Annotated in this window: 22 protein-coding genes; 8 read left to right on the forward strand and 14 right to left on the reverse strand. The window is 71.7% G+C overall.

Going from position 1 to position 25,942, the window contains the following annotated elements:
• Positions 1-2: 2 nt before the first annotated feature.
• The gene (locus OG943_RS16850) at positions 3-1,967 is read right to left on the reverse strand and encodes a hypothetical protein (RefSeq protein ID WP_328610716.1); all 1,965 of its coding nucleotides are present in this window, start codon (positions 1,965-1,967) and stop codon (positions 3-5) included.
• A gap of 213 nt (positions 1,968-2,180) precedes the next feature.
• On the opposite strand from OG943_RS16850, the gene OG943_RS16855 reads away from it, so the two are divergent.
• A complete protein-coding gene (locus tag OG943_RS16855; protein ID WP_328610717.1) occupies positions 2,181-3,068 on the forward strand; it encodes an aminoglycoside phosphotransferase family protein in 888 nt (295 codons plus the stop codon).
• Positions 3,069-3,226: 158 nt separating this feature from the next.
• Positions 3,227-4,288: a hypothetical protein gene (locus tag OG943_RS16860; RefSeq protein ID WP_328610718.1), complete on the forward strand. Its 1,062-nt coding sequence runs from the start codon at positions 3,227-3,229 to the stop codon at positions 4,286-4,288.
• 3 nt (positions 4,289-4,291) lie between these two features.
• Here OG943_RS16860 and OG943_RS16865 read toward each other — a convergent pair whose 3' ends face one another.
• On the reverse strand, positions 4,292-5,209 hold the full coding sequence (locus tag OG943_RS16865; protein ID WP_328610719.1) for an MBL fold metallo-hydrolase: 918 nt from the start codon (positions 5,207-5,209) through the stop codon (positions 4,292-4,294).
• Between the two features lie 100 nt (positions 5,210-5,309).
• Between OG943_RS16865 and OG943_RS16870 the strand changes: the two genes are divergently transcribed.
• Positions 5,310-6,269, forward strand: a complete 960-nt coding sequence (locus OG943_RS16870; protein WP_328610720.1) for an AraC family transcriptional regulator — start codon at positions 5,310-5,312, stop codon at positions 6,267-6,269.
• Here OG943_RS16870 and OG943_RS16875 read toward each other — a convergent pair whose 3' ends face one another.
• Together OG943_RS16875 and OG943_RS16880 are read right to left on the reverse strand one after the other, a co-directional pair.
• Positions 6,270-7,538: an RNA polymerase sigma factor gene (locus OG943_RS16875; RefSeq protein WP_328610721.1), complete on the reverse strand. Its 1,269-nt coding sequence runs from the start codon at positions 7,536-7,538 to the stop codon at positions 6,270-6,272.
• Between the two features lie 15 nt (positions 7,539-7,553).
• A complete protein-coding gene (locus OG943_RS16880; protein ID WP_328610722.1) occupies positions 7,554-7,910 on the reverse strand; it encodes a YciI family protein in 357 nt (118 codons plus the stop codon).
• A 403-nt stretch (positions 7,911-8,313) separates the two neighbouring features.
• Here OG943_RS16880 and OG943_RS16885 point away from each other — a divergent pair, with 403 nt between their 5' ends.
• On the forward strand, positions 8,314-9,096 hold the full coding sequence (locus tag OG943_RS16885) for a GH12 family glycosyl hydrolase domain-containing protein (RefSeq protein WP_328610723.1): 783 nt from the start codon (positions 8,314-8,316) through the stop codon (positions 9,094-9,096).
• Between the two features lie 94 nt (positions 9,097-9,190).
• Here the strand turns inward: OG943_RS16885 and OG943_RS16890 are convergent, their stop codons facing one another.
• The 5 genes from OG943_RS16890 to OG943_RS16910 all read right to left on the reverse strand — a co-directional run bounded on the left by OG943_RS16890 (position 9,191) and on the right by OG943_RS16910 (position 11,879).
• A complete protein-coding gene (locus OG943_RS16890; protein WP_328610724.1) occupies positions 9,191-9,406 on the reverse strand; it encodes a hypothetical protein in 216 nt (71 codons plus the stop codon).
• 35 nt (positions 9,407-9,441) lie between these two features.
• On the reverse strand, positions 9,442-10,215 hold the full coding sequence (locus OG943_RS16895) for an SDR family NAD(P)-dependent oxidoreductase (RefSeq protein WP_328610725.1): 774 nt from the start codon (positions 10,213-10,215) through the stop codon (positions 9,442-9,444).
• 141 nt (positions 10,216-10,356) lie between these two features.
• Positions 10,357-11,487 (reverse strand): epoxide hydrolase family protein, encoded by a 1,131-nt coding sequence (locus OG943_RS16900; RefSeq protein WP_328610726.1) that lies wholly within the window; start codon positions 11,485-11,487, stop codon positions 10,357-10,359.
• A 9-nt stretch (positions 11,488-11,496) separates the two neighbouring features.
• Positions 11,497-11,730, reverse strand: coding sequence for a hypothetical protein (locus tag OG943_RS16905; RefSeq protein WP_328610727.1), 234 nt, complete (start codon positions 11,728-11,730; stop codon positions 11,497-11,499).
• Positions 11,731-11,738: 8 nt separating this feature from the next.
• Positions 11,739-11,879: a hypothetical protein gene (locus OG943_RS16910; protein ID WP_328610728.1), complete on the reverse strand. Its 141-nt coding sequence runs from the start codon at positions 11,877-11,879 to the stop codon at positions 11,739-11,741.
• 238 nt (positions 11,880-12,117) lie between these two features.
• Here OG943_RS16910 and OG943_RS16915 point away from each other — a divergent pair, with 238 nt between their 5' ends.
• A complete protein-coding gene (locus OG943_RS16915; protein WP_328610729.1) occupies positions 12,118-12,996 on the forward strand; it encodes a 1-aminocyclopropane-1-carboxylate deaminase/D-cysteine desulfhydrase in 879 nt (292 codons plus the stop codon).
• Here OG943_RS16915 and OG943_RS16920 read toward each other — a convergent pair.
• The gene (locus tag OG943_RS16920; RefSeq protein ID WP_328610730.1) at positions 12,944-15,313 is read right to left on the reverse strand and encodes an XRE family transcriptional regulator; all 2,370 of its coding nucleotides are present in this window, start codon (positions 15,311-15,313) and stop codon (positions 12,944-12,946) included. The two genes, OG943_RS16915 and OG943_RS16920, sit on opposite strands and share 53 nt — an antisense overlap.
• Positions 15,314-15,464: 151 nt before the next feature.
• On the opposite strand from OG943_RS16920, the gene OG943_RS16925 reads away from it, so the two are divergent.
• Positions 15,465-16,532 (forward strand): BTAD domain-containing putative transcriptional regulator, encoded by a 1,068-nt coding sequence (locus OG943_RS16925; protein ID WP_328610731.1) that lies wholly within the window; start codon positions 15,465-15,467, stop codon positions 16,530-16,532.
• Between the two features lie 61 nt (positions 16,533-16,593).
• Here the strand turns inward: OG943_RS16925 and OG943_RS16930 are convergent, their stop codons facing one another.
• From OG943_RS16930 to OG943_RS16945, 4 genes are all read right to left on the reverse strand, one after another.
• A complete protein-coding gene (locus OG943_RS16930) occupies positions 16,594-17,448 on the reverse strand; it encodes a hypothetical protein (RefSeq protein WP_328610732.1) in 855 nt (284 codons plus the stop codon).
• A 23-nt stretch (positions 17,449-17,471) separates the two neighbouring features.
• The gene (locus OG943_RS16935; protein WP_328610733.1) at positions 17,472-18,599 is read right to left on the reverse strand and encodes a serine hydrolase domain-containing protein; all 1,128 of its coding nucleotides are present in this window, start codon (positions 18,597-18,599) and stop codon (positions 17,472-17,474) included.
• Positions 18,600-18,897: 298 nt separating this feature from the next.
• Entirely contained in the window at positions 18,898-20,097 is a 1,200-nt protein-coding gene (locus OG943_RS16940; RefSeq protein ID WP_328610734.1) for an HNH endonuclease signature motif containing protein, read from the reverse strand.
• Positions 20,098-20,594: 497 nt separating this feature from the next.
• Positions 20,595-21,056 (reverse strand): MarR family winged helix-turn-helix transcriptional regulator, encoded by a 462-nt coding sequence (locus OG943_RS16945; RefSeq protein ID WP_328610735.1) that lies wholly within the window; start codon positions 21,054-21,056, stop codon positions 20,595-20,597.
• Between the two features lie 89 nt (positions 21,057-21,145).
• On the opposite strand from OG943_RS16945, the gene OG943_RS16950 reads away from it, so the two are divergent.
• Entirely contained in the window at positions 21,146-22,477 is a 1,332-nt protein-coding gene (locus OG943_RS16950; protein WP_328610736.1) for an amidohydrolase family protein, read from the forward strand.
• 105 nt (positions 22,478-22,582) lie between these two features.
• Positions 22,583-25,939 (forward strand): molybdopterin-dependent oxidoreductase, encoded by a 3,357-nt coding sequence (locus tag OG943_RS16955; protein WP_328610737.1) that lies wholly within the window; start codon positions 22,583-22,585, stop codon positions 25,937-25,939.
• The last annotated feature ends 3 nt before the right edge of the window (positions 25,940-25,942 follow it).

The following is a 25,942-nucleotide window of genomic DNA, read 5'->3' on the forward strand; positions in this document are numbered from 1 at the left end:
CTTCACCGACCTCCGGACGAATCGAAGCGCACGTTGGCGTCCACCGGTTTCCGGCGGTCCCGGGCTCCGGCCCAGCGCGGCGCGCCGATCCGGGACAGCGGGATCGCCGCCCCGTGCCACGACGCCTGGCTGAACAGCACCACCGCGGCCAGCACCGGCAGCCCCACCGCGACCGTGAGCGTGATCTGCACGACCTCGCCCCGGCTCTGCGTCGCGACGGCCGCGGCGAACGCGGCGACGGCCCCGATGCTCAGCTGGACGAGCGCCTGCGGCAGCGTGCCGAGGTAGCCGAGCACGGTGCGGCGCGGCGGCAGTGACAGGCGGCTGTAGAGGAAACCGGGCAACAGCAGCAGCATGGTGATCACGGACTGGCCGTCGCCGATGTGGTCGAGCGCCTCGGTGGCGGCCCGGCCATAGGGCCACGGGCTGCCCACCAGCATCCAGCCGAGCACGAACGCGACCGTCGCGACGGCGAGCGCGTAGAACGTCACGTTGAGCGGGCCGGACTTCGTGGAGTCCTTGAGCACGAGCGTCGCGTGGACCCGGATGTGGTCGCCGCGCGAGTCGCGGCCGGAACGGCGCCAGTACGCCCGTGCCTCGTTGTCGGCGATGCCGTTGACCAGGACGAGGTCCCGGCCGAATTCCCGGTCGGTCAGCTCGCGCGCGGCCTCGCGCAGGCTCGCGGCCGAGAACGCCGGGTGCCGCCGCAGCGAGTTGTCCAGCTCGTTGGTGTCCGTCCGCACCGCGTCCCCCGTCGTGGCCGCGGCGGCGAGCCGGTGACAGGCCGGCAGACTGCGCTGGGACAGCTCGACCCCGGACTGGCCCGCCTCCCATTTGCGGCGGCGCAACAGATCCGCCAGCCGGCGCAGCACGGTTTGCGCCTGCAGCTCCAGGATCTTGTGCCGGGCGCCGTCGGCTTCCTGCAGCGCGGCGGAATCCTGGCGTTCCGCGAGGGCGAGCAGGTCCTCGGCCAGGCCGTCGACCTGGTGCTGGTCGGCGTCGGTGGACAGGTACATCCGGGAGATCTCGGCCTCCGGCGCGGTGGCGGCCACCAGGTGATAGGACTTCAGCGTGGCCGGGATCATCGTCTCGTAGCTCACGACGTAACCGCGGCGGCTGGCCACCAGCCGCCGCCACTGGTCCTTCGCGATGGGCTGCCGCGCGTGGACGTGCAGCGGGGTTTCGTAGCTGAGCCGGTGCTCCTCGACCGAATCGTCCAGCGCCACCACCAGCATGTAGTCGCGGACCGCGACGTTCAGCAGGTACGCGTACTCGACCAGCAGCCCGGAATAGCCGTCGATGATGTCCAGCGCCATTTCCCGGCATTCCCGCCCGTAACCGCGGACCGTGCCTTCGGCCGGTGCCAGCGTGAACGCCTCCTCCGGGTGATTCCGCTCGGTGAGCAGCGTGAGCAACGCCTGCTGGATGAGCCAGCGGGGTTCGTGCACCTGGAACAGGAACGTGTTCAGCTCGTGCTTGGCGGTCTGCGCGTTCTCGTCGCCGGCGAGGATCCCGCGCAGCAGCCGGTAGAGCCCGGAAGCGACCAGCCGGGACGCCTCGTGCTGCGTGAGCCGCGGCAGTTTCTGGCCCGCGCTGTCGAACACGTCGACCGGCGAGACGTCGCGGCGCGGCAACCGGGCCAGCGGCACCCACAGGGCCCGCTGCTGCGCCGGCCTCGACGCGGCCCGCTCGCCGTGCTCCCGGCCGATCAGGTCCTGCAGCTGCGCGGTGGCCTGGCGCTGCCCTTCGTCGAGGAGCTTGAGGCTGACGTCGACCTCGGTGCTCCGGCGCGCCGTGCCGTGCTCGACCACGGTCAGCCGCTCGGTCAGCCGGCGGACGTGGTTGAGCCGCAACGAGGTGTCCAGCAGCGCCAGTCCGACGGCCGCGCCCTGCCGGGACAGGCGGGGCGGGGCGCCGGGAATGGGTATCGTCTCGATCGCGTGCCGGAGGCTGTCGATACCGTCCATGCCGGTGAGACGCCGGAAAATCGCGCTCCGACACGAGCCGGCGCCGATTCGTGAGAAAATACGCTCGAATGCCGCAACGGGCTGGTCCGGATGGCGGCACTTTTTCTCGCGACGGCCTGGTCGCGTGGCCGATCGGACGCGGCTGCGAGGCCCCCGGCCGCCGGGCACGGGCGTGAAAATCCATAGTGGACACTGGTGAGCGGAGGTTCGTCCATGGACGAGTCCGGGTTCGAGCCGGACCTGGTGCGGGCGCTGGTGCGGGAGCAGCATCCGGATCTCGCGGACCTCGAACTGCGAGCGGTCGCCGGCGGCTGGGACAACCAGCTGTGGCGCCTCGGGCCGGAGCTGGCGGTGCGGATGCCGCGCTCGGAACGGGCCCCGGACCTGCTCCGCACCGAACGGAAGTGGCTGCCCGTCCTGGCCGGGCGGCTGCCGCTGCCGACGCCCGTCCCGGTGCGCGCCGGCGAACCCTCGGCGCGGTTCGAGCACACCTGGACGATCGCCCGCTGGGTCGAGGGCGAGCCGGCCGACCGCACCCCGATCACCCGCGCCGATTCGGCCGAGACTCTCGCCGGGTTCCTCGAAGCCCTGCACCGGCCGGCGCCCGCGGACGCCCCGGCCAACCCGGCGCGCGGCGTCCCGCTGGCCGAGCTGCCGCACGATCTCGACGACTGGCTCGCGGTCATCGCCGACCACGCGAACGCCGGCGCCGCACGGGAGATACTGGAAAAGGCCGTCGCGGCGCCAGTCTGGCCGGGCGCGCCGCTCTGGCTGCATGGCGACTTGCACCCCGCGAACGTGGTCGTCCGGGAAGGGCGGCTCGCCGGGGTGGTCGATTTCGGCGAGCTGTGCGCGGGTGATCCCGCGACCGACCTCGCGGCCGCCTGGGTGCTGTTGCCCGCGGGCACGGCGAGCCGGTTCTTCGAGGCCTACGGGCATGCGGACGACGCCACCGTCGCGCGGGCCCGCGGCTGGGCCGTCTGGCGCGCCCTGGCCCTGATCAGCATCGGCCGCAACGGCCGGCTCGGGCTGCCGGGAGGCAAGCCCACGTGGGAGCCGGCCGGCTACGCGACACTCGAACGCGTCTTGGCCGCGAACTGACGTTGAGGCACAACACAAAGGCAATGTTATGGGCCACCGATGAAATTCCGATGACCTGGCCGTGCGGGGGCACCGTTCGCCGATTTCCGTCGGCGATGGGGCGTATTTCCTACCCGGCGCCGTGGCCGTCTGGCTACGCTGTCCGCCGGGGGTGGGGTATGGGACAAGTCGAGCCGCCGGACGAAACGCGTCCGCGCGGTGAGCCGGGCGCGACCGCCAACGAGGTCCGGGGCGCGGCCGACCATGTCGTGCTGGCCCGGGACATCCACGGCGACGTCCACCTCGGCATCGGGCGCCGCGCCTGGTGGTCGTTGGCCGGTGTGCTCGGTGCCGTCGTGCTCGTGGCGTTGACGATCCTGGCCTGGCCGGCTCCGGACCGGGGAAACCAGCCCACCCCGGACAACACGGCCAACCAGAGCGACCAAGACAACCAGGAAACCGCGGGCAGTCAGGGAAACCCGGCCAATCAAGGCGGCCAGACGGCCGGGCCCGCCACCATCGAGCCGGCCGGCCTCCGGGTGACTGCCGACCTGTCCTACGCCGATGAGTCCGGCTGGACCTACGTCAGCGACTCGGCGGCTTTCCCCGGCCCCGAACTGCTCGCCGAGCTGGCCCGGCCGCATGCCATCCCCAATCCCGGGCTGGGGCAGCGCGTTCGCACCGCGCCGGGCGCGTTCGCCGCCACCCAGCAGATCATCCGGCTGCACCTGGAGGGCCCTCGCGACCACAGCGTGCGGGTGACCGACATCAAGCTCGACCTCCGGGCGAAGCGGGCCGTACCGCGCGGCACGTCCATTTCCGCGCCCTCCCAAGGGGACGAGGACTCCGCCCAGATCCTGCTGACGCTCGACGACCGGTTCCCCCGCGCGATGAACGCCACCCGCGACAGCGACGGCTTCCTCACCCCGGCCGGCGCCTATTTCCCCGACCACACCATCAACCTCGCGGACGGGGAGACCAGCGACGTCGTGGTGACCAGCCGGGCGGCCCGTTACGCCTACGAGTACGACCTCGTCGTGGTCTACCAGGCCGGTGACCAGCTCCGGCAGAAGGTCGTGACGGACGACGGGCAGCCCTTCCGCATCGCCGGCGTGCTGTGCCCCCGATCGGATGCCCTGGCCTACCGGTCCGAGTACCAGATGGCCGAGGACTTCAGCGTCCAGCGGCTGACCGAGCCGTGGCCGGTCGACCCGGCGATGGTGCGGGACTGCACGAACTGATCCTCACTCCGGGGCCGGCACCGTCCTTTTCGGACCGAAATCGGCCCACGGACCGAGAGTGAACCCGCCACTCCCCCGCCGGACCTCCACCGCGCCCGAACCACCGAAGTGTGCTGGGACAAGCAATTCCCGCTCATCGGCGGCCCGCCCGAGAATCCGGCGGCGGCTGGCCGCCGCCTGCTCCGGGTCCAGGCAGGCGCTGCTGTTGCAGCCGGGCTGCAGGATCTGCACCGGGCTGTGCAGCAGATCCCCGACGAAAACCGCGCGGTCGCTCCCGGAGGCCAATCGCAGCACGGAAGAACCGGGGGTGTGGCCGGGCGCGGACTCCAGGGTGAGGTGTTCGTCGATGCGGTGCCGCCCGTCCCACAGCACGGCCTGGCCGGCCTGGTGGACGGGCGCGATGCTGTCTTCGTAGATCAGGCGGTCGACCTCCGGCCGGTCGCTGCCCGGGCCGTAGTGGAAGTCGTCGGCGGCCGGGATGAGGTACTGGGCGCGGGGGAACGTCGGCACCCACTCCCCGTCCGCGTCGACGGTGTTCCAGCCGACGTGATCCACGTGGAGGTGGGTGTTGACGACCACGTCGACGTCCTCCGGACGGACACCGGCTTTCGCCAGCAGGCCAAGGAAATCGCCCTCTTGACGGTGGAACGGCGGCATGCCCGGCCGGTCCCGCCCGTTGCCCACGCCGGTGTCGACCAGGACGGTCCGCCCGCCGCTGCGCAGCACCCACGTCTGCAGCGCGAGCACGGCCGAGCCGCTGTCCGGCTCCCAGTGGTCCGGCGCCAGCCAGTCCTCGTTGGCCTGCCACACCTCGGCCGCGACCCCCGGGAACAGGTCGGCGGCGGGCGCGAACGGCCGGTGCCACTCCCGCACCCGGATGACCTCGACATCCCCCAGCACCACACTCTTCTCGTCTGTCATGTGTTCGACCCTATGAAGATCGAACGATCCTCTCAATGCGTATCCAGCTCACTGAAATACGCGATCATCTCACTTCCGATACGCGAGATACCCTGTGCGGATGGATGTGGTGAGCGACGCGATCTCTGCCGTGCGCCTGGGGCGCCCCTCGTTCAGCCGGGTGGGGATGAAGGGAAGCTGGTGTGTGCGGCTGGACCCGTACGTCGGCGCGGGCTTCGCCGTCGTCCTGAAGGGCGGCTGCTGGCTGCGGCCCGACGGCGGCGCCCCGATCTCCCTCGGCGTGGGTGACACGGTGCTGCTGCCCCACGGCACCGGCCACGTGATCGCCGGCTCCCCCGTCGGCGCGGCGGCCGCGAAGAAAGCGGTGCCGTTCGAGTTATGGCTTGCGGGGCAACGGGTCCGGCCCGAGCATGAGGAGACGGAGATCCTCTGCGGCAAGTACTGGCTCGACTGCAGCCGCATGCACCCGCTCATGGCCGAGCTGCCCGAGGTCGTCCACCTGCCCAGCCGGGTGGGCAGCCACCTCGAACTCCGCGCCGCGATCGACCTGCTCGCCGGCGAGCTGGACGAGCGGCGGCCCGGCGCCTGCGTCGCGCTCCCCAACCTGCTCGACCTCCTCTTCGTCTACATGATCCGCTCCTGGATGTCCGAGACCACCGCCGGCGCCTGGCCCGGCGCGCTGGGCGACCCGGTGACGGCCGCCGCCCTGCGGGCGCTGCACTCCGACCCGGCCGCGCCGTGGAGCCTCGACCGGCTGGCGGCCGAGGCGGGCGTCTCCCGTCCGACCTTGGCGCGCCGGTTCACCGCGCTGGTCGGCCGCCCGCCGATGGCGTACCTGACCTGGTGGCGCCTGATCCGGGCCGCCGCCCTGCTCCGGGACACCCCGGAAACCCTGGCCGCCATCGCCGGCCGAGTCGGCTACGGCAGTCCGTACGCGCTTTCCCATGCCTTCGAACGGGAATTCGGCACCACCCCGGGGCGGTACCGGGCACAGGCCGCGGATCGCTCTGGTCCTGCCGCGGAGCCTTCGGCCGGCCTCGGAGCGCCGGTCCGGCAGTGACTAGCCGAGCTTGCCGACCGCCTCTTCGAGCCGTCCGGCCAGGAAGGCGCGCTCCACCTCGTTTCCGGTCAGTGCCAAGGCTTCCTCGTACGACGTGGCCGCTTCCGCCCACCGCCCGAGCCGGCGGAGGAAGTCGGCGCGGGCGGCGCTCAAGTAGGCGTACGCGCCCAGCGCCGGCTCGTCCAGCAGGGGCGCGAGCGCCGCGAGGCCGGCCGCCGGGCCGTCCCGGAACCCGAGCGCGACCGCGCGGTTCAGCTCGACCACCGGTGACGGCCACAACCGGCGCAGCACGTCGTACAGCCCGGTCACCTCCGCCCAATCGGTGTCCGCCCACGTCGGCGCCTCCGCGTGCACCGCGGCGATCGCGGCCTGGACCGAGTACCTCGTCGGGCCCGCGTGCCGGAGCGCGTCGGTCAACAGCGCGGTCGCTTCCTCGATCTGGCCGGCGTCCCAGCGTGAACGGTCCTGCTCGTCGAGCAGGACCAGCTGCCCGTCACCGGAGAGCCGGGTCTCCCGGCGGGCGTCGGTGAACAGCAGCAACGCCAGCAGCCCGGCGACGTCGCCGTTGCCCGGCAGCAGCTGGTGCAAGGTGCGGGCCAGGTGAATGGCGCCCTCGACCAGGTCCCGCCGCACCAGCAGCGCGCCGGCCGGCGCGACGTGGCCGGTGGTGAACACCAGGTGCACGACCTCGAGGACGGCACCGATGCGGTCCGGCAGATCACCCGCCGACGGCACGCGGTACGGGATCCGGGCACCGCTGATCTTCTTCTTCGCCCGCGTGATCCGCGCCGCCATCGCCGTCTCCTGGACCAGGAACGCCCGCGCCACTTCGGCCGTGGACAGCCCGCACAGCAGCCGCGCGGTCAACGCCACCTGGGCGTCGCGCGAAAGCGCCGGATGGCAGCAGGTGAAGACGAGGCGCAACCGGTCGTCGTCGAGCCCCGAAGGCTCCGGCCCGGCCACGACGCCGTCCGCGATGTCGTCCGTGGCGTCATCCGTGACGAGCAACGGCAGCGCCGAACGCAGCACGGACTCCCGCCGCAGCAGGTCCCTCCCGCGGTTGCGCGCGACGGTGGTCAGCCACGCGCCCGGCCGGGCCGGCACCCCGTTCACGGCCCAGGTCCGCAGCGCCTGGGCGTACGCCTCCTGAGCGCATTCCTCGGCCAGGTCGAGGTCACGCACCACGCGCACCGTCGCGGCGAGCACCAAGGCCCACTCGCGACGATGCGCCTGCGCGACCGCCTCGCCGACCTCGGCGTTCCCGGTCACTTCGCGCCGGTCCGCTCAGTCCGCCGCGCGGATCGGCCGGACCTCGACACCGCCGTGCGCCGCCGAGAGCTCCGGCAGCCGCTCGGCGAGCGCGATCGCGGCGTCCAGGTCGGGCGCCTCCACCAGGTAGTACCCGCCGAGCACCTCCTTGGTCTCCAGGAACGGCCCGTCGGTCGGCGTCGGCCGGCCGGCCCCGCTGCCCCGCAGGCTCGTCGCGGTCGCCGCCGGCAGCAACTCGTGGCCGCCGACGATCGCGTCGCCGGCCGCGGCGGCAAAAGCGCCGTGCCCGGCCTGCTTGTCCTTCCGCTCCTGCACCGACTCCGCTTCCCAGGCCTGCTCGTCCCCGTAAATGAGGAACAGGTACTTCGCCATCTCGTTTCCCCTTGCTCCGGGCCCGGTTCCGGCCCTCTTACCCCTACGACGAGCGAGCCGCCCGCGGATCGACGCACCCGGCCGGGGTTTTCCGGACGCCCTCGTGATCATGCCGCCGGGACCCGGCCGCCGCGCGAACCGGCGATCTTGGCGGCCCCAGACCTTGACGGGCCCTCGTCCCCGGGGTTTCAATCAGGAACTGTCGCGGCAGTGGTTCAGACCTCGTCCGGGCCGCGGCGGTTTTCGCCAGACCTGAGCGCCCGGCCGCCGACGGGCGATTGCCCCGCCCCCGGTCGCCGTCCCCCGCGACCTCCCCGCTCCTTCCCGGACGGGGTGCACTGCCACCGTTTGTGGGAGCGCTCCCGGAACGGGGAGGAGAGCCCGAGCCGAAGGGATCCGCCCCATGAACCGACGAGTGCTGAACCACCTGCGAGTAGTGCCCGTTGCCGCGGCAGCGTGCCTCGCGCTGGCCGCCGTCTCCGCACCCGGCGCCACCGCCTCCCCAGCCGAAACCAACTGCCAGCCCCAGGGCTCCATCAGCCTGGCCGGCGGCGAATACACGCTGCAGAACAACGAGTGGAACTCCTCCGATCCCCAGTGCGTCACGACCACGTCCGGCACGGGGTGGACGGTGAGCACGGCGAACTTCAACCTCTCCGGCGGCGCGCCCGCCACGTACCCCTCGATCTACAAGGGCTGTCACTGGGGCGCCTGCACCACCGGCAGCGGCCTGCCGATCCAGGTGAGCCACCTGGGCAGCGCGACCTCTTCGTGGTCGACCACGCAGCCCGGCACCGGCGCCTACGACGTGGCCTACGACCTGTGGACCGACTCGTCGCCCACCCCCGGCGGGCAGCCGAACGACAGCGAGATCATGATCTGGATCAACTCCCGCGGCGGGGTCGGCCCGTTCGGCTCCAAGGTGGGGACCGTGTCGGTGAGCGGGCTGAACTGGGACGTCTACACCGGCCGCCAGACGTCCTGGAACATCGTTTCCTATGTCCTGCAAGGCGGCAGCACGTCGGTCACCGGCCTCGACGTCAAGGGGCTGATCAACGACTCCGTGCGGCGCGGCACCACCAGCGCCGGCGCCTACCTGATCGACGCGGAAGCCGGGTTCGAGATCTGGAAGGGCGGCCAGGGCCTGGGCACGAACTCCTTCTCGTTCAGCGCGACCCAGGGCTGACAACCGCTCCCCCGCTGGGGTCTCCGGTGCGGACGTGCGCACCGGAGGCCCCGGCGGCCTAGCTGCTCTGTGTCCGCTAACTGCTCTGTGTCTATTAACTACTCTGTGCCTGCTGGCCGCGCTGCCGCGGGGGCGGATAGACGGACCTGGCGACCGTGGCCGAGAGCCACCCGATCGCCCACCCGAAGAAAACGATCACGAACATGTGCAGTGACTGCGGGCGAACCGTCGCGACGACGATCAGGATCGCGGCCCACACGACGGCGCAGGCGATGCTGTAAGCCGTATACGTCCGGAGCGAAAACTTCATTCGCGCTCACCTCGTCTCACCTCACAGTAGACCCGTTACCGGTACCGCGTCGCCAGTTCGGGGCTCTGGCCTGCGAAGGCGGCGAGGTCGGCTTGGAACACCGCGTCGAGCAGGCCGGTGTCCTCGACCCCCGGCGCGCACACCACTTCGCCGAGTTCGAGCCCGCGCAGGCTGGCGGTGACGACGTCGGCGGCGGTCATCCGTGGCACGGCGCTGAGGTCGAGCCCCTGGCGTGAGTGGAATTCGGTGGCCACGACGCCGGGGCAGACCACCTGCACGCGGATCGGGGTCGGCTCCAGTTCCGTGTGCAGGGCTTGGGACATCGTGACGGCGTGGGCGAGCGAGCCCGCGTACACGGCGCGGCGCGGCATGACGGAGTACGGCGCGGGGCCGCTGAAGGCCAACATGCCGGACACCGTGACGATCGTGCCCTCGCCGCGCTCCAGCATGCCCGGCAGCGCGGCGCGGGTCAGCAGCGTGGGCGCGAGGACCTTGACGGCGACCAGTTCACGGGCCTCGGCCGCCGGAAGCTCGGCGAGCGGCATGTAATGGGAGACCCCGGCGTTGTTGACCAGCATCGTCAACGGCCGGGTCGCGCACGCCCCGGCGACCGCGTCGAGGCCCTCGTCGGTGGCCAGGTCCGCGACCAGTACCTGGACCTCGACGCCGGTCACCGCCGCGGCGAGCTCCTCCAGCCGTTCCCGGCGCCGTCCCACGGCGACCAGGTCGTAGCCTTCGGCGGCCAGCCGCTCGGCGTAGGCCAGGCCGATCCCCGAAGAGGCGCCGGTGACGAGTGCGAGCTTGCTCATGTGCTTCCTTTCCCGCAGCGGCCGGGAATCCTGGTGGTTCCGGCCGTGCTCACCGATCGTGCCCGGCCGTCCGGCGGCCAGCCAGTGCACCGGTGTTCCTGGGAGTGACAGGGCCAGGAAGAAGCCGCGCCGCCGGTCCGGTCAGCGCGGCCGCACCGCCGTGAAGAACTCGCGGAGGTCGTGCACCAGCAGGTCCGGCGCGTCCTGGGCCGCGTAGTGCCCGCCGCGGTCGTACTCGTTCCAGGACACGATGGTGTGCCGGTGCTCGGAGAAGACCCTGATCGAGGGAAGGTCGCCCGGGAACTGCGCGACTCCGAGCGGGACGGTGCTGCGCCCGGTGGCGGGCTCCTCCCGGGCGTGGTCGGCGTAGATCCGGATGGCCGAGCCGCCCGTGCCGGTGAGCCAGTGGATCGTGACGTGGGTGAGGATGGCGTCGGCGTCCAGGCCGTGCTGGTGCATGGCCTGCGCGTTCCAGCCCAGCAGCCCGACGGGTGAGTCGGCCAGCGCGTGCGCGAGGGTCTGCGGCTGCTGGGACTGCACGACGCCGTAAGCGGCTTCGTTATTCACGTAGTCCTGGAAGGCTTGCCACGCGGCCTGGTCCTTCGGCCCCAGCTCCGCCACCCACTTCGGGTCGTCGTCCGGCGGCGGGTCCCAGGTCTGGGTCACGTGCGCGCCGAGCACGTGGTCCGGGGCCGCCCGGCCGAGTTCGAGGGAGATGCCCGAGCCCCAGTCGTTGCCGGCCGCGCCGTACCGGTCGTAGCCGAGGCGCCGCATCAGGATCGCCCACGCCCCGGCGATCCGCCGCGGACCCCAGCCGGTGTCGGCCGTCGGACCGGAGAACCCGAAGCCGGGCAGTGACGGCACCACCAGATCGAAGGCGATAGACGGGTCGAGGCCGTGCCGGCGCGGGTCGCTGAGCGGGCCGATCACCGCGAGGTACTCCGCGACCGAACCGGGCCAGCCGTGGCTGAGGATCAACGGCAGCGCGTCCGGCTCCGGCGAGCGGACGTGCAGGAAGTGCACACCCGTGCCGTCGATGGTGGTGGTGAACTGCGGATGCGCGTTCAACCGGTTTTCCCAGGCGCGCCAGTCATAGTGGTGACGCCAGTGCTCGGCCAGCTCGCGCACCCGGGCGACCGGTACGCCGTAGCCCGTGTCGCCGCCGGCCGGCTCCGGGGCCCAGCGGACCCGGTCGAGCCGGTCCCGCAGATCGGCCAGGTCCTCGTCGGGGATCTTGATCCGGTACGGCCGGATTTCCTCGTTCGCGGTCATTTCAGGTCCTCAAGTCGGCAGGCGGGACGCGCGGGTGTTCAGGTCGCGCACGTGGTGGAGGTTGGTCGCGAGCCGGGCGGCCCGGGTGCAGGCGGCTCGCGCGGCGTCCGGTAGAGGGCGACGATCTGCCGCCAGTCGACCCGGCCTTCCACCGGGGTCGAAACGGCCGTAGCGCTGCACCAGCGCGCCGAGAACTTGCGGCGTGAGACGCCGCAACACGTCTTCGATCGAGTCGTCGCTCATCACGCCGGTCAGAGATCGTCGGTGCCCGGCATCGGCCGGATCACCACCCCGGCGCCGGCGGGCCGGCGGGCGAGTACCGGCGCGGTCAGGCCCTGGGCGTCGACCAGTTCCCCGGACGCGGAGCCGTAGACCAGGATCAGGTCCTTCATTCGGGTCCTCCTGTTCCGCGCGGCACGCCGGTGGCACCGTTCGGAGAGACAACGAACCCGGGTGCGGGAAACAGACATCCGCCCGGCCGCGGGCCTGGGTGAACTGTGTCACCCGAGAGCCCCGACGGCGAGCCGGCTGATCCCGTCCTTCACTTCCGGAATCCTGATGGCCGCGGCCGAACGGTGGGCGGCCACCACCCGCTGGGCCGTCCCCGGCGGGACTGTTTAGGCTGCCGACGTGCCGGTCGCCTCGGGGTTCGCGGTCAAGCTGCCCTCTCCGCTCGTCGAGCTGCACGACGAACGGGTCGCCGCGTCCGGGGTCCGGCTGCTCCTCAAGCGGGACGACCTCCTCCATCCCGACGTGCCGGGCAACAAATGGCGCAAGCTCAAGGACAACTTGGCCGCGGCCAGGGACCAGGGCCACCGCCGCCTGCTGACGTTCGGCGGCGCCTACTCCAACCATCTGCGCGCGACGGCGGCGGCCGGGAAGTACTTCGGCTTCGACACCGTCGGGGTGGTCCGGGGAGAGGAACGCCTGCCGCTCAACGAATCCCTGGCGTACGCCGCGCGTCAGGGAATGCAGCTCACGTACTTGGACCGCACGACGTACCGGCGGAAGACCGCACCGGACGTGCTCGCCGGGCTGGCCGAACGGTTCGGCACTTGTTACGTGCTGCCGGAAGGCGGCAGCAACGGGCTGGCCGCGCGCGGGTGCGCCGAGCTGCCGGCCGAAATCACCGGCGGTTTCGACGTCCTCTGCTGCGCCTCCGGGACCGGCGCCACCTTGGCGGGTTTCGCCGCCGGCCTCGGCCCGGGGCAACGCGCGATCGGGTTCGCCGTCCTCAAGGGCGGTGAATTCCTCGGGCCCGAGGTGCGCCGCTTGCAACGCGAAGCGTTCGGCGCCGAGACGCGAAACTGGTCGCTGGACTGCGATTTCCCCTTCGGCGGCTACGCCCGGCGCACCGCCGAGCTGGACGCCTTCATCGCGGACTTCCGGGAGCGCCACGGCGTCACGCTCGACTGGGTCTACGAAGCCAAGATGATGTACGGCCTGGTCCAGCGGATCAGAGCGGGCGCCTTCGCGCCCGGTAGCACCGTCGTCGCCGTACTGTGCTGAGCCGATCCTGAAGGCGCGCGTGCCGGAATTGGTAAACCGCACCGGACTGCCGCAGCACCCCTCGCTGGTAGGCGTCGTCCAGGAAAGCCATCACGTCCCACGGCAGCCGTCCGGTCAGGGGCAGCCACAGCCGGGCGAAGATCACCCATTGGCCCCAGGCGGTGAAACTGAGCGCGTACCCGAGCCCGCCGCCGAGCCCGCTGGCCAGCCCGACGGCGATCGCGTCCTCGAGCCCGAACACCAAGGGGCCCAGGAACCCCCGCGCGAGCTCGATCAGGGAGAACATCCCGAAGCCGACCGCGAGCCCGAACAACGGCACCCACATCAGCAGCTGGAAGACGACCGTCGTGCGGTTGGTGCTCAGCAGGTCCGAGGGGCTCGCGGCGGAGCCGATGTCCAGGGGCGACTCGAACCAGGACACGAACCCGAACACCAGCCCCGCCGCGAGCCCGAACACCGGCCCGGCCACCAGCCCGTTGATCAGGCCGCTCACCAGCCCGTCGCCGAAATCGAAGAAGAACGCGTTCATCAGCCCGCTCACCAGGCCGTCCCCGAGTCCGAAGAGGAGCCCGCCCAGGAGCCCGGCGGTGAACCGGGGCACGAACCTCGTCCGGACGTCCCCGGTCCCGCGCAGGAGCCGGATCCGCACCCGGGACGGCTCGATCGCCCCGCGGCCGAACACGACCGTGATGCCGTGCACGAGCGCGAAGGCGGGCCCAACCGTGAACCCGTTCACGAGTCCGGCCAGCAGTCCGCCTGCCATCCCGTCCGGTATTCCGTCCACAAGGGAGTCCACGATCCCGATCACCAGCGCGGCGACGATCCCGACGGCGAGGATGCGCGACGAGCGGCGCAGGGTGCCGCTCAGCTGCCACCAGGCGAGATCCCGCGTGCCGAGCCGGTCGAGGTGGGTGGCGAGGTAGCCCAGCCAGTCCTGGACCCGGTCGAGCTCCCAGCGGCGGCGCTGCCCGGTGGGCCGGTTGTCGGGCTGATAGCGGTAGACCGTCGGGATGAAGCTGTCGAGCAGGTGGTCTTCGATCGCTTCCGGGGTGGCGAACCGCTCGGTGTCCAGCAGCTCCGACGGGTCCTGGCCGGGTGTGTTGCTGTAGCTGGTGCGGGCGAGCATGACCATCAGCGGAGTCGCCAGCACGGCGGCGAGATTGACCCCGGCCGGGCCGGGCGGATCCGCGCGCAGCTCGGTCAGGACGGGATCCCACACGGTCCCCGAAGTCCCCGGAGTGCCGGTGGCGCCCGCCGGGTCCGGGGCGGCCTTGCGGGCGGTGCGCGGCAGGTAGTTGACCACGTCGGTGAGGGTGAGGTCGCTCAGCTCGATCCCGGCCGCGGAGGTCAGCACGTCGGTGCCCTCGACGGCCGCGGCGTACTCGGCCGGGCGGCTGGTGAGCAGCAGCGGCAGGGTGGTGGTGTTGAGCGCCTCCAGCGCGGCCCGGTGCAGGCCGTCGGCGATCTCGTCGAACCCGTCCAGCACCGGCAGGATCCCGTCGGCCTCGACCAGCGCGGCGGCCAGGGTCGACCCGCCGGGGCCGGGCGCGGCCAGTCCGGGGAAGTCGCGCACCAGCCGGCCGGTCAGCCACTCGCGCAACGACGTGGTGGCGGGATTCCACGAGCCGAGGCCGAAGATCACCGGCACGGCGCCGTCGCGGGCGCGGTCGGCCAGCAGGCCCAGGACGAACCGCAGGGTCAGGACGGTCTTGCCCGACCCGGCCCGGCCCAGCACCACCAGCCGGCCCGACGGGATCCGCCGGTAGACGTCCACGACCTGCTCCAGGTCACCGGTCAGGTCCAGCGGCCCGGACTCCGCCCCGGCCGGGGCGCGGCGGATGTTGGCCCAGTGGTCGGTCAGGTGCTCCGGGACCGGCCGCCACCCGACCGGCAGCGGGAAGGGGTCCGCGATCTGGCGCTGTTCGGCCTCGCGGCGCCAGCGGCTGGTGACCGCCTGGGCGAGCTGATCGGCAGTGTCGGCCAGCGCGTCCGGCAGCCCGGGGTCCGTCCGGCTACTGGGTGTCACGAGCGGGACGGCCGCCTCGGTCCCGGTCTGATCCGCCGAGCCGTCCGGCGGGTCTGCCTGCGGAGACCGGCCGGCCGCGGCGGCCAGCAGCAGCTGATCCCGTTCGGCCGGCGCGAGTTTCACCGCGTCCGCGAGCAGCCGCACCGTCGCCACCCGGGGGTCGGCCCGCTCGCCGGTCTCGAACCCCCGGATGGTGCGCACGCCGACACCGGAGCGCTCCGCCAGCTGCTCCTGCGTCATCCCCGCCTGCCGCCGCAACCGCCGCAGCACCACGCCGAACTGAGTCGTCAAGCCGGCGCCTTTCGGTCTGGGCAGCGCTTCGCAGGTCACGACTCTATCGCGGCCACCGGCCAGAAACGGCCGGTCCCTGGCCTGGCCCCCTGAGCTGCCCCGACGCCACTATCGGCGGCTCCAGCCCGCCCACCGACCTCGAGGGGACACCATGGTGGCGACCGCCATCGACGACCCGGTGCGCGTCTGCGCGCCGGTCACCGGCCGGGAGCGCGACGTGCTCAGCGCCCTCGGCCGCGGCCTGACCAACTCCGAGATCGCCGCCGCACTGGCCACCTCCGAGACGGCCGTGGACGGCCACGTCGGGCAGCTCCTCATCAGGCTCGGGTTACGCGACCGGGCTGCCGCCATCGTCTACGCCTTCGACCACGGCATCGTCACTCCCCGTCAGATTCCGGGCCCCGGCTCGCGGCTCCGGATCTCGGTGCTCGGCCCGGTGCAGGTCTGGTCCGGCGCGGAAAAGCTGACCGTGGGGCCGGTCCGCCAGCAGGCGCTGCTGGCGGCGCTGGTGCTGCGCCCGGACGTGACCGTCAGCCGGCGGGAACTGCTCGACAGCGTGTGGGGGCTGGAGCCGCCGGTCGGCAACGTCGTGCCCGTGTACGTGTACCGCCTGCGCAAGTGCCTGCCGCCGGGCGAGGGCCGGCCGGCCTCGGTGATCACCCGGGACGGGGCCGGCTACCGGTTCGCCGGGCGCGGGGTGCAGGTGGACTCGGTGCGGCTGGAGGACCTCGTCGCCGAGGCGAACGCGGCCCGCCACGCCGGCGACCTGTCCGCGGCGGTGGCCGGGTACGGCCGGGCGCTGGAGCTGTTCCGGGGCGAGCCGCTGGCGGGGCTGCCCGGGCCGTTCGCCGAACTGGAACGGCTGCGGCTGACCGAGCGCCGGATGGTCCTGGCCCAGCGGAAGGCGGAATGGCAGCTGCAGCTGGGCCGCCACGCCGACGCCGTCGAGCAGCTGTGGACGCTGGCCCCGGAGCACCCGCACAGCGAGCCGGTGGCCGCGTTGCTGATGCGGGCCCTGCACCGCGGCGGCCGGTCGGCCGACGCGCTGGCCGTGTTCACCCGGACCCGCCGTCGGTTGGCCGAAGACCTGGGCGTGGCGCCGGGAGAGGTGCTGCGCGGGGCCCGCCGGGCGGTACTGCGCGGGAGTGAAATGGCGACCATCGACGTCGGCCCGGGGCGCGCGGACGACTACGCCACCAGCTTGGTCTTCGAGCACTGATCAGGGCGCTCCCCCGGCCGGAGGGCTCGCGGTCCGGACAGCCCGGACCGCGAGCCTTCGGTCACGGGTTGCCGGTCACCTGGAAACCGGCGCCGTAGACGCCGGGGTGCACGGCGTCGCGGGCCCGCAGGTCGGCCAGGATGTTCGCCGAGCTGGTGTAGACGTACTGCGGGACCCCCAGGATGATCGCCTTGGTGATGCCGGCCCAGGGACCGGCGGCCTGGAAGTTGTTGTCCTGCGAGGGATACGCGCCGCCCGGCACGTGCCAGACCGCCGGGCCGCCGGAGTCGCCGGCCTTGTTCTTGGCCCAGGACTGGTAGACGCCGTCGGAGTTGCTGGTGATGCGCCCGTACCAGACGCCGAGCTGGCCCGACACGACCAGCTCGTTGGTGTTGTTCAGCGCGGCGCCGATCAGGCGTTCGCTGTCCAGCGGCGGATTCGGCGCGTTGGGGCTGGGCTGCCCGTCGGGGACCTCCATCACCCCGGTCTCCTTCAGGTGCGGCCCCTGCGAGGACAGCGTCACCGCCGGCACCAGCTCGATGATCATGTAGTCCTTGGTCAGGTGACCGGTCATCGAGCCTTCGGGGTCCTTGAAATAGCGCACGTATCCGATGGGCCCGAACCCGGTGTCGCCGCGGTCGTAGACCGGCTGGATGTTCTCCGGCAGGTCGCGGTCGGCGTACTTCTTGCTCGGATCGGACAGGCAGTGCCCCGCGGAGACGGCGATCTTCCGCGCGTACTTGTCGGTGCCGACCGCCCCGATCGTGCAGAAGGCGTTGGGGTTGGCCGGGCTGAAGATGATCTGCATGGCGTTGAACACGCGTTTCCCCGGCTCGGCCTGGGCACTGCCCGCGCCGAGGGAGCCGGTGGCCGCCAGGAGGACGCCCAGCACGGAGATGATGAGCCGCTTACGCACGCGCGCTCCTTGCTTCGGTCGCGTCATCCCTGGTCACACAGCGCGGTGTTCATCGGAACCCGTTCGTTCATGCCGGGCCCGCCACTGCCGCTGCCCGAGCTCGAGCCGGCCGTCGGCGTCACGTTGAGGGTGGCGAAGGCGGACCGGCCGCCGGTGGTGGCCGCGGCGATGGAGGTGTAGCCGGGCCATTGGCCGTAGTGGCCCCAGGCCTGCCCGCCGCAGGGCAGCGTGAACCGGACCAGGCCGAGGCCGAAGTAGTCCCCGGACAGCTTGTCCGGGACCGGGGCGACCGTGAGCATCTCGGCCAGCTGGGCCGGCGGCACGACCTGGCCGGCCAGCAGCGCCTGCAGGAAGCGGGTCTGGTCGGCCCCGCTGGAGACCAGGCCGCCGCCGGACCCGCCGACGCTCGGCTCGGCCACCTCGGTGACGTCGACGAAGAACAGCGACCCCAGGATCTTCTTGGTCAGGTACCCGCGTTCACTGCCGGCCGGCATGGTCTTGTCGCCGGGCGTGGGCAGGTAGGTGTTGGCCAGGCCCAGCGGGGTGGTGATCCGGGCGGCCAGTTCCTGCGCGTAGGAGTGGCCGGTGACCTTCTCGATGATCATGCCGGCGAGGATGGCGTTGGTGTCCGAGTACTGGGTGCTCGTGCCGGGCGCGAACAGCGGCTTCTCGGCCAGGCCCCAGGAGGCCACCTCGGCCAGGGTGTGCGGGTGGAGCTGGTTGGCCGGGTTGAACCCGCCGCCGAGGGTCATGTAGTCGGCGATCCCGCTGGTGTGGTTCAGCAGCTGGCGGACGGAGATCTTGCTGCCGTCGTAGCCGTTGCCGTCGACCACGCCCGGCAGATAGGTCTCGACCGGGGTGTCCAGGCTGACCCGCCCCTCCGCGACCAGCTGCAGCACCATCGCGGCGGTGTAGGTCTTGGTCAGGCTGCCGATGTGCGCGCGGGTGTCCGGGCCGATCGGCTGGGCCTTGCCGATCACGCCGGTGCCGCTGGTCACGCTCCAGAGCGCGGCGTTGTCGCGGACGGTGATGCCGGCGCCGGGAGCCTCGTTCGTGATCTGGTACTGGGTCACCGCGTCCTGGGTCGCGGCGTGCGGCGCGGGGTCCGCGGCCGCCGAGGGCGCCAGCGCCACCGCCGTCACGACGACCACGGCGCCCGCCGCTGTCAGTGACCACCTGGACGGTCTGGACCTGGTAAGCAACATGTCTCCCCTTCGATCATCGGCTTTTGGCTTCGCGCGAGGTTAGCCAGAGGCGATGAATTCAGGATGAAACGGACGGCGCTGGCCCGCTCCGCCGCCCGCCACTGCCTCCGGGCAGCAGCGGGGAACGCGCCCCCATGAGGTGAAGTCACAGCGGACCAGGTCATCGTGCACCGGTGGTCCCGACTGAAGGTGGAATCACGCGACGCTGGCCCCGGTCCCAGGGGTTGCTCGCTATGCGCCGGGGTCAGGCGGCTTCCTCGCGTCCGTCCCCGCCTGCGACGTCGCTCGCCCGGCTTTCGTGCAGTGGCGGTGGTGTTGTCGCATACACCTGCCCCGTCGGGGTGGTGATCGTGCCTTCACCACCGGGCGTTGAGGTGATGAACCAGCCTGGTTCGTCTTTGAGGCGGTGGTGTCGTCGGCAGCGCGGGCCGAGGTTGTCTTCGGCGGTGTGGCCGCCTTGCGCGAAGTCGCGGGTGTGGTCGATGTCGCTGTACTGGGACGGGCGGTGGCAGCCGGGGTGCTGGCATACCCGGTCCCGTGCTTGCACGAGGTCGGCGAGGGCGGCTGGTGGCCGGTAGCGGGTGCGGCCGACGCTGAGGACTTGCCCGGTGTCGGGTTCGGTGATGATCCGCCGCCACACCGCATTCGAGTCCGCCGCAAGCTCCCGCGCCAGCCACGCCGGGACCGTGCCGCAGCCCGATAGTTCGGCGGGGTCCTCGTTCAACCCGGCCAGCGTCAAAAGGTCCACATACAGGTAGACAACAGGCTTCACGCCACTGTCACCCGGTGACCGGTTCAGCAGCCGATCAACCAGAACATCCGCACGCAACTGCTCCAACGTCCTGGCCTCGCCTCCGCGACGGAGCTTCCGCGCTTGGTGGTCGAGGGAGGTGTAGATCGCCGACGCTTGTTCCACGGGCAGATCACACAGCAGGGTGGACATCGTCTCGTCCTGATGAATCAGGCACACGTTACGGTCACGCCGCCGCGCGCGGGATCTTCGCTCATATCCTTCGGCATCCACCTTTTGCACCACCCGATTCACCGCCGCCCGTAACGACGACGGATTCTTCCCCGCCAGCCGGGTCGCGACAATCGCATCAACCTGACCGGCCATCTCATCGGACAGGGCAATGGTCGGCTCGAATACCATCCGCGCCTTGAAACCATCGATCTCCCCACGGCGGAATGCTGCGAACGTCGCCGGTAACCGGGCGGTCAGTGCTTGCGCCAACGCAATATCAGCCCCGGCGCGGCGTTCTGTCATCGACAGCTCCAACGCCAGCTCCGCCGCCACCGACCGGGCAGAACCACCTGTCGCCGCGAACAATGCGACATCGGCTGCCTGCTCGGCCTCCAGCTGTGCTACCCGGACGGCCCGTTCATGAATCCGAGACAAAACATCAGCTAGTCCATTTAAAGCAGCATCCTCATAATTGCTCACTCTTCAATTTTACCGACGCCACCCATCAAAAACGTCACCGAATCGAGTGAACATCAGGTCCACCAGAATTCGACTGAAAGCAGCACTCACCCTCCACCGGTTGACAACGAGGCTTACAAGAGCCGGAGCGTTCGCTGGAATTCGGCGCATCGCCGAGTCGCCTGCTTGCTTTACCCACCGTTTATTTGGTGGGCCCAGTTTGGCGGCGGTAGCTGCCCGTTTCGTGCGCGTGGCGTCGTCGGTTCCTGTTTCGGCAACGCGACATACTGTCGAGACGAGCCACCAGGCGACTGGTGTCAAACGGCAGACAATCCGCTATCACCTCTCGGCAGTGCCGGGAGAGCGAGGCCCGCCTGCGAGGCGTGCTCGGCTCCCGTAGTTCGCCAAGGTAAGCAGCGACCCATCCATCGAGAGCCGATAAGCCGCCGACGTGCCGAACCCGGGCGGGACCATCGCCCGGTTCCGGGCCTCGACCTGAACCCCACCGGCACCCCCCGTCAGGCACGCGGCTCAATAAGCTCGACCACCTGCTCACTCCACGCCCGGATCACCGCGGCCTGCTCAGGCGTGACCGAGTCGAAGAAGTAACGCCGGATGTTGCCGGCATGTCCGCGCACGGCGCCCTGCGCGACGCGGCGGCCCTCGGCGGTCAGGCCGATCCGGGTGCGGCGGCCGCCGGCCCCGGACTCGGTGCGCTCCACGAAACCGCGGTTCTCCATGCGCGTCAGCTGGTGCGAGACGCGGCTCTTCTCCCACGCGAGCGACTCGGCCAGCTCACCGACGCCCAGGTCGCGGCCGGGCGCCCGCTGCAGCGTCACGAGCACGCTGAACTCGGCCTTCGAGATGCCGGAGTCACGCTGCAGACCGCGCTCGAGCTCCCGGGCGAGCAAGCGCTGCGCGCGCATCCAGCCGTCCCAGAGTGCCCACTCCTCGGGGTCCAGCGCCGTGGTCTCCGCCATGGCGGGAGCGTACCCGGGCAGACCTGTAGTTGACGCATCAACTCCACCGCGCCTAGAGTTGACGCATCAACTGTTTCGGGAGGGACACCATGATCTTCGGCAGCGCACGACCCGGCCCAGCAGACCGGCGCCCGACCAGGACGCTGCTACGCGGCGGCATGGTGGTCAGCTCGGACCCGGCCGTCGGTGATCTCCCGCAGGGCGACGTGCTGATCGAGGACGGCCGGATCGCCGCGGTCGCCCCCACCGTCACCGCGGACGACGCCGAGGTCGTGGACGCGACGGGCAAGATCGTCATGCCCGGGTTCGTGGACACCCACCGGCACACCTGGCAGACGGCGTTCCGCGGCGTCGGCGCGGACTGGACGTTCGACCAGTACCGCGCCGCCATGCACGGCACGTTCCGGCCGCACTACCGGCCGGAAGACGTGTACCTGGGCAATCTGCTCGGCCGGATCGAGGCGCTCGGCTCGGGCATCACGACCATGCTCGACTGGTTCCACTGCGCCGACCGCCCGGAGAACGCCGACGCCGCGATCCAGGCCTTGCGCGAGGCACCCGGCCGCTCCCTGTTCTGCTACTGCGCCGCCGGTCCGGACATCAGCCCCGAGATCACGCGCGTGCGGTCGCAGCTGCCCGGCGACGGTCTGGTGCTGGGCCTGCGCGGCCCGCTACTGACCACAATGGACACCACCGCCGACGATGTCGCGCTGGCGCGGGAACTCGGGCTCCGGGTGAGCGTGCACCTCCACGGCACCACCGGCTGGCCCGACGGCGACCGGCTGGTCGCCGGGATGCGGGACCGCGGGCTGCTCGACGACCGCACGACCTTCGTGCACGGCAACGGCATCTCCGACGACCAGCTCGCGATGATGGCCGACGCGGGCTGCTCGGTGTCGGTCAGCCCGGACGTCGAGCTGAAGATGGGCTTCGGCTGGCCCGAAACCGGCCGGCTGGTGGCCGCCGGGATCCGCCCGTCGCTGTCGATCGACGACTGCCCGTCGGCCGGCGGCGACATGTTCTCCACCATGCGCACGGCGTTCGCGGTGCAGCGCGGCCTGGACGGCGGCCTCACCGCGCGGGACTTCGTCGGGTTCGCCACGGTGGACGGCGCCCGTGCCTGCGGGCTCGACGCCCGGATCGGCAGCATCACCGTCGGCAAGGACGCCGACCTGATCCTGCTCGACGCCGAGGACCCCTCGGTCTTCCCGGTCGGTAACCCCGCCGGCACGATCGTCGCCGCCGGCCATCCCGGCATCGTGGACAGCGTTTTCGTCGCCGGCCAGGCGGTCAAGCGGAACGGCCGGCTGCTCGGCGTCGACCTGCCGGCGTTGCGCGCGCGGGTGCTGGAATCCCGCGACCGGATCGCCGCGGCCGCCGGCGTCGCGATCGACGGATCGTGGACGCCGCCGGTTCGCTGACTCCCCCGGGGACCAAGCCTCACGACCAGAACCCCGGCCCGATCACCCTGCACCGCGGCCTCCCCGGCCGGTGCGGTTAGCCTACGGGAGGAAAGCGAGGCTGAAGTGACCGAAATCCGCGGCTACTGCACGCTCTGCAAATCCCGGTGCGGCGCCATTTACACCGTCGAGCCGGGCGCGCTGGTCGGGGTGCGGCCGGACCCCGACCACCCCACCGGCGCGGCACTGTGCCCCAAGGGCCGGGCGGCGCCGGAGCTGGTGCACAACCCCGCCCGGCTGACCCGGCCGTTGCGCCGCACCACTCCCCGCTCGGACCCCGACCCGCGGTGGCGCGAGATCGGCTGGGACGAGGCGATGACGGAGATCGCCGGGCGGCTCGCCGAGTACCGGGACACGACCGGGCCGGAGTCGGTGGCGTTCTCGGTCACCTCCCCGAGCGGCACGCCGATGAGCGACGCGATCGACTGGGTCGAGCGGTTCATCCACCTCTACGGCAGCCCGAACACCAGCTACTCCACCGAAATCTGCAACTGGCACAAGGACTACGCGCACGCGTTCACCTTCGGGACCGCGCTGCCCGCGCCGGACTACCGGGGCACCGAGCTGGCGGTGCTGTGGGGGCACAACCCGGCCAAGACCTGGCTGGCCCAGTCGGCCGCGCTGGCCGAGGCGCGGGCCAAGGGCGCGCGCCTCGCCGTGATCGACCCGCGCCGTTCGGCCAGTGCCATGCAGGCCGACCACTGGCTGCGGGTCCGGCCGGGCACCGACTGCGCGCTCGCCCTCGGCCTGGCCGACCTGGTGCTGGAACGCCACGGCGGCGACGACGCGTTCCTGCGCTCGTGGACCAACGGCCCGCTGCTGGTGCGCGAGGACAACGGCCGTTTCCTGCGCGCCGCCGACCTCGCCGAGGACAACGGTGACGGATTCGTGGTCTGGGAGCAGGATCAAGGCCCCGCCCGTTACGACACAGCTCGCCAAGCCGTTGCCCCGGAACGCTTCGCCTTGCGCGGGACCTACCGCGTGCCGACCCGGTCCGGCCCGGTGACCTGCCGCCCGGCCTTCGACCGCTACGCCGCGGCAGCCGCGGAATGGCCGGTGGACCGCACGGCGGCCATCACCGGGGTCGAGCCGGCCGTCTTGACCGCGTTCGCCGACGACCTGGCCACCGCGACGTCGGTCAGCTACGCCACCTGGACCGGCGTCGGCCAGCACACCAACGCGACCCAGACCGAGCGCGCCATCGCCACGCTCTACGCGCTCACCGGTTGTTACGACTCCCCCGGCGGGAACACCGTCCTGCCGAAGCTGCCGTTGACCTCGGTCGCGGCGCCGCTCGTTCCCGCTCAGGCCGCGAAAGCGCTCGGCCTCAAGGAATTCCCGCTCGGCCCACCGGCGTCCGGCTGGGTCACCGCGCGCTCGCTGTGCTCCGCGATCATCGACGGCGACCCGTACCGGGTCCGCGCCCTCATCTCCTTCGGCGGGAACCTGCTGCTGTCCCAGCCCGATCCCGTCCGCACCGCCGAAGCCCTGCGGCAGCTGGAGTTCGGCGTCCACATCGACCTGTTCATGAACCCGACGGCCCGCTTCGCCGACATCGTGCTGCCCGCGAACACGCCCTGGGAACGGGAAGGGCTGCGCGCCGGCTTCGAGATCTCCCATGCCGCGCAACAACGACTCCAGCTGCGACCGCGGATGCTCGAGCCGATCGGTGAGTCCCGGTCCGACCTCGACATCGTCTTCGACCTGGCGACCAGGCTCGGGCTCGGCCGCGAGTTCTTCGACGGCCACATCGAAGCGGGCTGGAACCACCAGCTCGAGCCGCTCGGGCTGACCGTCGCGGACCTGCGCGACCGGCCGGGCGGGATCGACGTGCCGCTTCCGCTCCAGCACCGCCACTACGCCGAGACCGCCTCCGACGGGCGGGTGACCGGCTTCGCCACCCCCACCCGGCGAGCGGAGTTCTACTCCGAGCGGCTGCTCGAACACGGCTACGCCCCCGTGCCCGCCCACCAGGACCCGTCGGCCGACCCCCGCTTCCCGTGGACCCTCACCTGCGCCAAAAACGGGTACTACTGCCACAGCCAGCAACGCGGCCTCACCTCGCTGCGCAAACGCTCCCCCGAGCCCGTCGTCGAGATCAGCGAGCAGATCGCGGCGGCCCGCGGCATCAGCGACGGTGACCTCGCGGAGATCCTCACCCGCCGCGCCGTCGTGCGGATGCGCGCCCGGATCGACCCGGGCCTGCACCCGGACGTGATCGTCGCCGAGTACGGCTGGTGGCAGAGCGCGCCCGACCTGGCCCTGCCCGGTTCCGACCCGCTGGCCGACGGCGGGCAGAACTACAACCTGCTCGTCGACGACACCGTGCACGACCCGGTCAGCGGTTCCATGGCGCTGCGCGCGGCCGCCTGCGAAATCCGCCGGGCGCCGGACGACACGTGGGCCGGCCAGCGCGAGTTCGTCGTCGAAGCAGCCGACGCGGTGACGGCGGACGTCCGCGAGCTGCTGCTGCGTCCGGCCGACGGCGGGGCGCTGCCGGACTTCCGGCCCGGCCAGCACATCACCATCGCCGAGGCCGGCGACCCGGGCACCAGCCGCGCGTACTCCCTCACCGGCGCCGCGCACGGCGACGGCCCGGGAACCTACCGCCTCGCGGTGCGCCACATCGACGGCGGGACCTTCTCCCCGATCGTCCACACTCGGCTCGTGCCCGGGGCCCGGGTGCTGGTGACCGCGCCGGCCGGCCTGTTCGCCATCCCGGTCGACCACACCCAGCCGGTGGTGCTGCTGGCCTCGGGCGTCGGCATCACGCCGTTCCTCAGCTATCTGGAAACCCTCGCCGCCAGCGGCGGCTCGGTGCCCGAAGTCGTTCTGCACTACGGAAATCGCCACCGCCGCAGCCACGCCTTCGAGGCCCGGCTCCGCGAGCTGCGAGCGTCGATCCCCCAGCTACGCGTGATCGATTACCACAGCCGGCCGGACGCCGACGAGGAGATCGGCGTGCACTACACGACCTACGGCCGGCTCACCGCCCAGCACATCGACGAAAGCCTGATCCGCCGGCGCGCCCGGTTCTACCTGTGCGGGCCCGAAGCGATGCTGGACGCGGTGATCACCGGGCTGACCGCGCGCGGGGTGCCCCGCTTCGACATCTTCGCGGAGAAGTTCCACGCCGAGGCCCGGGTGGTCGAAGTCCCGGACGGGACCACCGCCACCGTCCGTTTCGCCCGCTCGGCCCGTGAGCTGACCTGGACCAAGGGCGACGGCACCCTGCTCGAGCTCGGGGAGAAAGCCGGCCTCACCATGCCCAGCGGATGCCGCCTCGGCCAGTGCGAAAGCTGCGCGGTCACCGTCCTGGAGGGACAGGTCGCCCACCTCGTCACGCCGGCCGACGACCTCCCCGACGACCGATGCCTGACCTGCCAGGCGATGCCGATGTCGGACGTCGTCCTGGATGTGTAGGAG

Source organism: Amycolatopsis sp. NBC_00345, from assembly GCF_036116635.1.
Lineage (GTDB): Bacteria > Actinomycetota > Actinomycetes > Mycobacteriales > Pseudonocardiaceae > Amycolatopsis.